Raw genomic sequence first — 11,152 nt, forward strand, 5'->3', positions numbered from 1 at the left:
ACACATGGGATTTTTGGTTATATTTATACAAAAGGCCATCGGACAGGGAATCGGCATCCTGTATGGTGCTTTGGGAGAAATCCTCACGGAAAAATCCGGCAACTTAAATCTTGGAATTCCGGGTATGATGTATATGGGAGGCATTGCAGGCCTGATCGGCGCATTTTTATATGAAAATTCCACATCAGATCCAAAGGGACTGGCAGGCGTGGTGATCTCCTTTTTATGTGCCTTCTTATGTGCGGCTTTTGGCGGGCTGATCTACAGCATTCTGACCATTACCTTAAGAGCCAACCAGAACGTGACCGGCCTTGCCCTCACCACCTTTGGGGTAGGTTTCGGAAATTTCTTCGGAGGCTCCTTATCAAAGCTTGCCGGAGGTGTGGGACAGATTTCCGTTTCAGTGACCGGAGCCGCCTTTAAGACACCGGTCCCGGGGATGTCAAAGCTGGGATTTATTGGGCAGGCGCTGTTTTCCTACGGCTTTCTGACTTATCTGGGGATCGCTCTGGCAGTCTTACTTTCCTTTTTCTTAAACAAAACCAGAAAAGGGCTGAATTTAAGAGCTGTGGGAGAAAGCCCGGCAACTGCGGATGCGGCGGGCATCCACGTAACAGCCTACAAGTATGCGGCAACCTGCATCGGCGGGGGATTAAGCGGACTGGGAGGCCTGTATTTTGTCATGGAATATTCCGGCGGTACCTGGACCAATAATGGATTCGGAGACAGGGGCTGGCTTGCCATAGCGCTTGTTATCTTTGCCCTCTGGAAGCCTGTGAATGCCATCTGGGGTTCGGTTCTGTTTGGGGGATTATACATTCTTTACCTTTACATACCGGGACTTGACCGGGACGCCCAGGAAATATTCAAGGCCCTGCCTTACGTGGTTACCATTGTGGTACTTATTATTACCAGTTTAAGAAAGAAAAGGGAACATCAGCCGCCGGCAAGTCTGGGGCAGGCTTATTTCCGGGAAGAACGTTAAAAAAAATCATTGCTGTTAAATAAAACCAGCCTGGGTGTTTATAAGGATTTTATAATTCTTTTCTTGATTTATGGGGAGACTGACACTATAATGATAGAGGTATAGAATGGGTAGAATCTATCCGGATTGGAGAATTCACACAGATGGATAACAAGAATCAAAATAATAATAATAACAATAACAAGATGCCGAAGAATACCCAGGCAATTGCCATATGGGTCATCGCATTTCTTATTGCGGTAGCAGGGATCTCTTACCTGCACAACGCGATTACAACGAGGACCAATAAGGAACTGAGTTATGACACCTTTATGAATATGGTAGATGAAAAGCAGGTGGAATCGGTTAATGTAGAGGATTCAAAGATCACCATAAATCCCAAGAAGACCTGGGAGGGATATAAGCCTGGAGTTACTTATTATACGGTAAGGATGGACAACGATTTAAATCTTGCGGAACGACTTCGGACCGCTGGAGTGGAAACCTTAAGAACCCGCCGGGACGGCAACTTTTTCGTTCAGACCATTGTCAGTTATCTGCTCTTATTTGCAGCCATGGGATTCCTTTTAAACTTCATGATGCGCAGAGTAGGCGGAGGGGGACTTATGGGTGTTGGAAAGAGCAACGCCAAGGTCTATGTGCAGAAGGAAACAGGAATTACCTTTAAGGATGTTGCGGGAGAGGATGAGGCAAAAGAATCACTGACTGAGATTGTAGATTTTCTCCATAATCCCGGAAAATATACAAAAATCGGGGCAAAGCTTCCCAAGGGAGCCCTTCTTGTGGGACCTCCCGGAACAGGAAAAACCCTGCTTGCCAAGGCGGTTGCAGGTGAGGCCCATGTTCCCTTTTATTCTCTGTCCGGTTCTGATTTTGTAGAGATGTTTGTAGGCGTGGGAGCTTCCCGTGTCCGCGATTTGTTTAAGCAGGCCCAGGAATCCGCTCCCTGTATTATTTTCATTGACGAAGTGGATGCCATTGGAAAGAGCCGTGATTCCAAATTTGGCGGAGGAAATGATGAAAGAGAGCAGACCTTAAATCAGCTGCTTTCAGAGATGGATGGTTTTGATTCCTCCAAGGGACTTTTGGTTCTGGCGGCCACCAACCGTCCTGAGATCCTGGATCCCGCCCTTCTCCGTCCCGGCCGTTTTGACCGCCGGATCATTGTAGATAAGCCGGATTTAAAGGGACGTGTGGATATTTTAAAGGTTCATGCACGGGATGTACTTCTTGACGATACCGTTGATTTGGATTCCATTGCTCTGGCAACCTCAGGAGCCGTTGGTTCTGACCTTGCCAACATGATCAATGAAGCCGCTATCCTGGCTGTAAAAAACGGCCGCCATTCCGTGTGCCAGAAGGATTTATTTGAGGCGGTGGAAGTGGTTCTTGTAGGTAAAGAGAAGAAAGACCGCGTTCTTAATAAGGAAGAGCGGCGCATCGTTTCTTACCATGAAGTGGGACACGCCCTGGTCAGCGCCCTTCAAAAGGATGCAGAGCCTGTACAGAAGATCACCATAGTACCAAGAACTATGGGAGCGCTGGGGTACGTCATGCATGTACCGGAGGAAGAAAAGTTCTTAAATTCCAGAAAAGAGCTTCATGCTATGCTGGTAGGCTATCTGGCCGGCCGTGCGGCGGAAGAGATCGTCTTTGACACGGTTACCACCGGCGCTGCAAATGATATTGAGCAGGCCACAAAGGTGGCCCGGGCCATGATCACCCAGTACGGAATGTCGGAGAAATTCGGCCTTATGGGATTGGCAACCAAGGAAGACCAGTACTTAAGCGGACGGACTGTCATGAACTGTGCGGAAGCCACTGCTTCCCAGGTTGATGAGGAAGTCATGAAGATGTTAAAGGAGGCTTATGAAGAGGCTAAGGGCCTTTTATCTGAAAACCGTGATGTGATGGATAAAATTGCGGAATTCCTGATCGAAAGAGAGACGATTACCGGTAAGGAATTTATGAAAATATTCCGGGAGGCAAAGGGAATTCCGGAGCCAAAGGAAGAGGATAAGGATTCTGAAAACGGGAATAAGTCAAAGGAAGAGGAAGACGGCCTTTCCGATTGGATAGAGGAAAAAGAGGAGCCAAAGGAATCCCATTTTGATGTGGGAGATGTGAAGAATTAAGGCTTAAGGATTATCAGGCAGCAAGTTTATTTAATAGGAAAGAGGATATAAAGGCATCTGATGGAACAACCATCAGGTGCTTTTTTAGTTCACCCCTAATGTCAGCCCCTTGGTTTGGTAAACAAAAATCACATTTCTATATTGTAGCTTTTTTATTTTTACGTACCATGATATTCTCCATCTTAATGACTTGCGTTTCATATATTTATGGAACGCCATCTGCCGGAATTTGTCAAGCAGGTTTAGATGTATCATTGCATGTGTTTGAGCGTATTCCGCCTCACCTTCAAAGGGGAGGCGGTTCTGTTTGGAATTTGATGAAAGATTCAGTTAAGGCGTTTACGGTCCATTAGGAAAAAGACGTGAAAAATAGTCTTGAGAAAGTATTTATAATGCAGAAGAACATTTTACAATAAAGAGTAAGAAAGCCTGCCGCTCAGAATTGGGGGGCAGGGAGTTGAGAGAGCTGCCTGCATACTGCCCCAATATACAATTTTTATATAATGGCCAATAAAAATCAATAATTAAAGCGGCATAATAACAAAAAATGAAAATCAAAAACTAAAAAAATGCAAATTGAGCACATAAAATACGAGTTTTATTTGTTGAATTATATGACAAATGCTTAACCTGATAAAAAATGGAGCATTTAAGATTTTAAAATAATCTGCTAAGATAAGGGTGCTTACGAAGCAGTAATAAAAGGAGAATACAGGATAGGAGAGCGAGCATATGAAAGCAAAAAAAGTATTGGGTGTTTTGTTGGTTACGGCAATAACGGTTGTTTCTCTATTAGGGTGCGGAAAAGGAGCAGGCGGAGAAACAAGTGCAGCAGCAAGCAGTATAAGCAGTGATGCAGACAGCACAAAAGGAGCGGATAAAGGAGAGAAGACAAATCTTCTGTTATGGATGCCCCCATTTGGGACCGGAGATTCCCTGGATAAGGAATTCTGGACTAAAACATTAGAGCCTTGGGCAGAAGAGAACAATGTAAAACTGTCAATTGAAATTACACCGTGGGGTAATTATGAAGAAAAATATCTCACAGGCTTCTCCTCCGGCGAAGGTCCGGATGTAGGCTATATGTATCTGGAGATGTTCAATGATTTTATTGAAATGGGAACACTGGCAGATGTAGACAGTTATTTCACTCAGGAAGAGAAGGATAATTATCTCTACTTTGATCAGGGGAACATGAAGGGCGGACAGTATGCCATTCCATTTATTGTAGGGAATGCGAGAATTCCATATTTCAACATGGACATTCTGAAAGCAGCAGGTGTTACAGAGCTGCCGGAGACGTGGGATGAACTGACCCAGGTGCTGGTGCAGGTGAAAGAAGCCAATTTGGGAAATGTTATACCTTTTGCGCAGGAATGGGCTGATCCGGCAATCGGTGCGTTAAATAACATCTACTATCCATATTTATGGCAGGCCGGCGGAGATATCTATAATAAAGACGGCAGCAAGGTTGCTTTGATGGACAATGGAGCAGCAGTGGAGGCAGCCCAGTTCCTTTATGATTTGAAATTTAAATACGGTGTGCTTACAGAGGAAAGTCTGGCGTTGTCAGGGGATGATGTGAGAACCCAGTTCTGTGAAGACCGTATAGCAGTAGCTTCTATGGATGCAAAATCAGCAGATGTATTAACTGATGCCGGCATCAACTGGTCATTTATCCCCAGTTTTGAGAAAAAGACAAAGGCTACATGGGTAGCATCCGATGCACTGATTGTAAGCAATGCATGTAAAAATAAAGAATTAGCAGTGGACCTTATTAAGTACATCACGTCTGCGGCCGTGATGTCCAGCTTCCATACAGAGATTGCCGGATTCCCTCCGATTACTAAGGATGAGGAATATAATGATAATCCGGCGTTTAAGGATATGTATGAGACTCAGAATGAATACTTACATACTCTGCCTGTTGCAAATGGTTCCTTTAAAGTTATGGATACATTATACAAGAATTTGCAGCTGATGATGCTGGGAGATTTAACACCGGAAGAGGCAATACAAAAAACAGTAGAATATTCTGAAAGTATTAATTAATGGTCCATGCTCTGCCTGACGGAATCTGATTCGTCAGGCAGAACTTTATCAAGGCAAAAGGAAGGGAAGTCTATGAAGAGCAAACAAAAAGAGGCTTTAACCGGTATCGCATATGTGCTGCCCAGCTTTATACTGATTATGGTCTTTTCTTTAATCCCAATTATCATGAACGTTTATTTCAGTTTTACAAAATATAATGTCATGCAGCCGGCACAGTTCGTTGGCCTTAAAAATTATGCCAGGATGCTTAAGGATTCTTATATATGGGCGTCATTGAAGAATACAGCCATATTTACGCTGATCACAGTACCCGTTCAGACGATGCTTTCGTTGATACTCGCAGCAGTTATTGCAGAACAGTTCCGCAGCAGATTCGGGAATTTTGTTAAAAGTTCGCTATTCATTCCCGTTATCGCTTCCGCGATCCTGGTTGGCACCTTATGGTCAATTCTGTTAAGTCCTACTGGTGTTGTGAATCTTGTGCTGGGATTTTTCGGCATTCCTCGTATCAACTGGCTGGGCGGAAAGGCTACCTCACTGATCAGTATCTGCATTACCAGTATCTGGAAGAATGTAGGGTACTTTCTGGTAATTTATTATGCGGGAATCATGAACATTCCCCGGAGTTTGTATGAAGCAGCTGAAGTTGATGGCGCCTCGCCCGTACAGAAATTTATTTATATTACGCTTCCCGGCCTGTCCAGTGTGACGTTCCTGGTTGTGACCCTGGGTACGATCTGGTCCTTCCAGGTGTTCGATCTGGTGTATACCATGACAGGAGGCGGACCTGGCATGAGCACGGTTACGTTGGTGCTGACAATTTATAATACAGCATTTAAGGAATATAACATGGGTTATGCAAGTGCCATTGCCCTGCTGATGTTTGTATTTGTACTGCTTATATCGTTTATGCAGAAACTGTTATTAAAGGGCAGAGGGGAGGAGACAGCATGAGGAAGGCGGACAAGAACGGCTGGATATTCAAAATCATTATGGGGGCAGTTATTTTATTTGCTGCGCTTCTGGCGACGGCTCCTTTTATCTATATGATGCTGGTTTCATTAACACAGAAAACAGTTCTGGATTTAAACTTTAAAGATGCAGATTTCGGCCTTATTAACTATAACCGCGTGTTCCGAAATTTCAATCTGGCTGCTAATCTGACTAACAGCATCATTGTGACGGTTTCCGCCTGTGTGCTCAATTGCATCATCTCTTCTATGGCGGCCTATGCTTTTGCAAAAAAAAAGTTTCCGTTTCGGGACCAGCTTTTTAGCATCTATCTTGCCACATTGATGATTCCAGGACAGGTAACCTTGATCCCGGTATTTACCATTATGAAAAAGCTGGACCTCATGAATACGTACCCTGCGCTCTTTTTGCCGGTTATCAATGCCTTTGGTGTTTTTCTGATCAGACAGTTTATGGTGACCATACCGGATGAGCTTTTGGAAGCAGCCAGAATTGACGGATGCGGTGAGAACCGGATATTTATTTCTATCGTGATACCCCTGATTAAGTCGGTTATAGTATCTTTGACGATTTTTACCTTTATCACCTGTTGGAATGATTTCCTCTGGCCGTTGGTAATAGTCACAAAGCCAGAGATGCAGACGCTGACTCTTGCGATTTCTGCGCTGAAGGGAAGCTATTCAACGAATTATGGCCTGGTGATGGCAGGCTCCACATTGACCTTTATGCCCCCATTTCTTCTGTACATTTTCCTTCAGAAACAGTTTGTGGAAGGAATTGCGGTAAGCGGAATCAAAGGATAAGAATAAAAGGAGGATTTTATGCTATGGTACATTATGAGTTCTTTTTGACACATTCCCTGGAAAAGGTATTTCCGGATTTCAGACCGGAAACTTGGAAGCCGGGCTGGAATCTGGAGGGATTCCGGAATGAAACGGTTTCTTTTCAGCTGGTATACACTGCCCTGGATGGAGAGAGAGGGATGCCGCTGCAGAGATTTCGCATCCAGGTATCCGGTGCAGAAGCGAGAATGAGGAAGGTGGGACTGGTTCCTTCGGATTATCCCTGCTATGCGGAATATGATACGAATTATATTACCACCAAAGCGGGCATGTTTCCAGATGTGCTGCTGCCTTTTGATGGCATGGTGATTCCTGTTCCCGGTCAGATGAGAAGTGTCTGGATTGATATTGATCTGGGGAATCTGGAGACGGGGTGTCATGAGATAACGATTTTGGCAGAAGCGGAAGAGATGACAACCTGTGCAAACGGCGTGATTATCCATAATCCCCATGCAGTGGAACAGAACTGGAAGCAGACCTTGCAGCTGCAGGTACTTCCGGCTGTCCTGCCGGAGCAGAAGCTTCTGCATACGGAGTGGTTCCACGCGGATTGTCTGGCGGACTATTACAAGGTTAAGGCTTTTAGTGAGGCGCATTGGCAGATCGTTGAGAACTACATCCGTTTTGCAGGAGAAGAGTGCGGGGTCAACTTGCTGCTGACGCCTGTTTTTACACAGCCGCTTGATACGGCAGTTGGAGGGGACAGGACAACCGTCCAGCTGGTGGAGGTGATACGGAAAGAAGGGCAGTACCGATTCGGATTCAGTCAGCTGGAGCGGTGGTGTAAGCTATGCAGGAAATATGGGATTCAGAATCTGGAAATCGTCCACTTCTTTACCCAGTGGGGAGCATATGCCACACCAAAGATCATTGCTGAAACAGAGAACGGCATGGAGCAGATCTTTGGTTGGGAGGTAGAAGCTGTTTCCCCGGAGTACCGGCGTTTTCTGGAAAGCTTTGTGCCGGCGCTTCTGGGGAAGCTGGCAGATCTGGGATATGAGAAGAACCAGCTGTTTTTCCATATTTCGGATGAGCCTGGGGAGGAACATCTGGAAAGCTATCTGACAGCCAAAAAACAGGTTACTGATCTGTTAGAGGGGTATACCATTGTGGATGCGCTCAGCAGCTACGAATTTTACAAGCAGGGTATCGTAGAGCACCCGATTCCGGCTGATGACCATATCCAGCCATTTATTGACCATGGTGTGGAGGATCTTTGGGTGTATTATTGCTGCGTACAATGTGTGGATGTGCCAAACCGGTTCTATGGGATGCCAAGTGCAAGAAACCGGATCATGGGAGTGCTCATGTATCTGTACCGCATCAAAGGCTTCCTGCACTGGGGTTACAATTTTTATAATTCTGCTTTTTCCCTACGGCATATTGATCCTTATGTGGAAACCCATGCGGGCTATGCATTTCCTTCAGGAGATCCTTATCTGGTGTATCCGGGAGAGGAAGGCAGTGTGGTTTCCTCCATCAGGAATCAGGTGCAGATGGAAGCTTTGTATGACCTGCGGGCCATGGAACTGCTGGAAAGCTTATCAAACCGGGAAACAGTGGAGTCTTTGATTCTGGAAGGGGAGAAGGAAAAAATGACATTTAAGTCATACCCTTCCAGCAGTAATTATCTGTTTAAACTGCGCAGGAAGATAAACCGGGAAATCATTAAGAGGATATCATAACAGAACCAGTCCTTATCTCTGATTCTTTCTCAGAGTGTTGGGTGTCTGCAGCTCGTAGCGCTTGAAAACCCGGATAAAGGAGGCATCACTGGAAAATCCTACGGCTAATGCAATTTCCCTGATACTTAAATTTGTATTGCAGATCAGTTTTTTGGCCTGTTCAATCCGCAGGGAATTGATATACTGTACCACACCGATTCCAAAGGCGGTTTTAAAGGTAGTGGAAAGGTAAGAGTCACTGGTGCTCAGTTCTGCTGAAATCCGGTAAAGACCCAGCATGGGATCGGAAAAATCCCTGTGAATGATGTTTTTGGCACGTTCGGCTATGCTGGACGTGCTGTTTTTTGTACTTTGTGAGGGGGTTGACAATTCTTTTAAAATACACTGCGTATACTCGCGCAGCTGTGCAGGGGAAGTGCAGGACAGAATCTGCGCCGTATGAATGCTGCAGCCGGATGTCTGAATCTCCCGTTTGGCCTTCTGCCTGGCATTTAGCAAAAGATTCTGTATGGCTCTGAATTTCACTTTAGTAATTTCAGAGGAATCCTCCTGGGAAAAATAATTGTCAAAAACAGCGGGCACCAGTACCAGTGCGGCGCTATAATCGTTTTGGATCATATTTTTGGAGAAGTTCTCAAAGGTTTCAATATAGGATAAACCTGGTGATGTAATCGTTTCCATGTAGTTGTTATAGCAGATGACAGAGGATTCCTGTTTGATTTGGTAATGCAGGGCCGTAACAGCCTGAGCATAGCTGTATTGTATATTGACGAGTCCGTCATAGTCTAAACCAAGGGCAATGACCCATTTATCTTCTCCGAACACATCTGCCTTCATCTCTTTTATAAACTTTGAAATCATATTCTGTGTAACCGTTTCCTCAATATTAAAAAGAATCACGATATTTCCTTCATGAAAGGAGGATATCACATCAAAATGGTGTGTTTCGCAATATTGGTTGATCGTAAAAAGCTGTTCTTCATCCGGCTGGGGCATGTCGGAAATGGGTTCAGCTATGGCAATTAAATAGCGTGGATTTTCAAATAAAATATTGCATCTTTTGGCCACACTGAAGATAGCATATTCGCTGTGCATATCGCCGTAAAGTACTGTTTTTAAGAAGAAATTGTTAATCAGGGACTGCTGTTCCTGTACTTTTTCGGTGTTTTCCCAGTGGTCTTTGATTAACTGGTCGAAGCGTTTATGAATGGTCTCATATTCATCATTTTCTTTATCCGGGATGACTCCGATTTTATCCAGCAGATTGATGAGGGGTCTGATATTCTTACGGCTGATGTGTACAGAAGCGAGGATACCTGATATTCCGCAGGCGATGATGCCCAGGATGCAGATTCCCAGAGTAATATATACCGGCTGTAAGTTTTTCTTATGGAAATATACGTTTAAATAGCACAGATTCTGCAAAGAGGAGGGTCTGGCATACAGCAGGGCAGAGGATTCCTCCAAAATAACGGGAGCCTTTAAGGTATTGGGCAGCAATGTGGCAAGCCGGGTCAGTTCCTCGCTGTTTCCTGTGTAGGCAATCAGCTGGCCATTCAGTAAAATACCAAGAGATGAATGAGGATCCCCGGAGTTTTCTGTCATGAGGGTGGAATTTAACAGTTCATCCGTATTCAGCTCAAAAACCAGATAGCCTGCAAGCTCCTCTGAGTTTCTTATCTTCCGGATATAACAGAACTGGCTTCGGCTGTCTGACTGCAGATAGGCAAAGTCGCTGTCTGATTCCATGGTGAGGGTTTCCAGCCATTGTTCATAGCCGTTTAACAACAGGAGATTATCCAGGGCATAATAGGAGTCTGCATCATAACAGCCTAAATTGCCCACAATTTTCTGGAGGTTTGGGTAATAGATGAATATACTGTTAATTAATTTATTGGAATAATTGTAGTTTAACATCTGATCACTGAACTGATAGACTTTCGGATCCATGGTTTTCGGAGCTGTTTTTAATTTCTTAAGATAGATGTTGGCAGGATGGAGTTCCAAAGTGGAGGAGTATTTATACAGCTCAAACAGGCGGGAATCAATATTTGTCTGAATATATTGGGTTAAATTGCTGCTCATTTGGATGGCATTGTTACGGAGCAGAACGAGCATGTAGCCGCACAGAATAGAACACAACAATAAAATCACTGCAACAACCAGCAGGATTGATTTGAACCATTTAAAAAAGGTTGGATTGTTAAATTTCATATTCGGGGATTCTCCTTACCAAATATCATTTGTATTTAATCTCTATGATACCATATGGAGTTTGGGCGGGCAATGAAAGATATGGAAAATCGTTGATGCTACAGGACTAAAGAAAGCTGAGGCACTGTATCAGCGAGGCAATCTTTTGAAAGATGAAACCCGATACATGTGACAGGTAACCACCCTGAGGACAGCAGTCTGCCGGACGTTTAAGTATAATTTTATTGTAAGAAATGGGGATTTTTGTTATAATAGGATGAAAGAGGC

Annotated in this window: 7 protein-coding genes; 6 read left to right on the plus strand and 1 reads right to left on the minus strand. The window is 44.4% G+C overall.

Going from position 1 to position 11,152, the window contains the following annotated elements; genetic code table 11:
- Positions 1-4 precede the first annotated feature (4 nt).
- The 6 genes from K401_RS0118165 to K401_RS0118190 all read left to right on the plus strand — a co-directional run bounded on the left by K401_RS0118165 (position 5) and on the right by K401_RS0118190 (position 8,671).
- Positions 5-985 carry an ABC transporter permease gene (locus K401_RS0118165; protein ID WP_024294290.1) on the plus strand — a complete coding sequence of 327 codons (981 nt, stop codon included), beginning with the start codon at positions 5-7 and terminating at the stop codon, positions 983-985.
- Positions 986-1,128: 143 nt separating this feature from the next.
- Positions 1,129-3,120: an ATP-dependent zinc metalloprotease FtsH gene (gene ftsH / locus K401_RS0118170; protein WP_024294291.1), complete on the plus strand. Its 1,992-nt coding sequence runs from the start codon at positions 1,129-1,131 to the stop codon at positions 3,118-3,120.
- Positions 3,121-3,852: 732 nt separating this feature from the next.
- The gene (locus K401_RS0118175; protein WP_024294292.1) at positions 3,853-5,172 is read left to right on the plus strand and encodes an ABC transporter substrate-binding protein; all 1,320 of its coding nucleotides are present in this window, start codon (positions 3,853-3,855) and stop codon (positions 5,170-5,172) included.
- A gap of 72 nt (positions 5,173-5,244) precedes the next feature.
- Complete coding sequence (locus K401_RS0118180; RefSeq protein WP_024294293.1) at positions 5,245-6,126, plus strand: carbohydrate ABC transporter permease; 882 nt, start codon at positions 5,245-5,247, stop codon at positions 6,124-6,126.
- Complete coding sequence (locus K401_RS0118185; protein WP_024294294.1) at positions 6,123-6,947, plus strand: carbohydrate ABC transporter permease; 825 nt, start codon at positions 6,123-6,125, stop codon at positions 6,945-6,947. Before K401_RS0118180 ends, K401_RS0118185 begins: the two co-directional genes overlap by 4 nt.
- 23 nt (positions 6,948-6,970) lie before the next feature.
- Entirely contained in the window at positions 6,971-8,671 is a 1,701-nt protein-coding gene (locus K401_RS0118190; RefSeq protein ID WP_024294295.1) for a DUF4091 domain-containing protein, read from the plus strand.
- Between the two features lie 12 nt (positions 8,672-8,683).
- Here K401_RS0118190 and K401_RS0118195 read toward each other — a convergent pair whose 3' ends face one another.
- Complete coding sequence (locus K401_RS0118195) at positions 8,684-10,885, minus strand: helix-turn-helix domain-containing protein (protein WP_024294296.1); 2,202 nt, start codon at positions 10,883-10,885, stop codon at positions 8,684-8,686.
- Positions 10,886-11,152: the final 267 nt, after the last annotated feature.

The organism is Lacrimispora indolis DSM 755 (genome assembly GCF_000526995.1).
In the GTDB taxonomy this organism is placed as follows: domain Bacteria; phylum Bacillota; class Clostridia; order Lachnospirales; family Lachnospiraceae; genus Lacrimispora; species Lacrimispora indolis.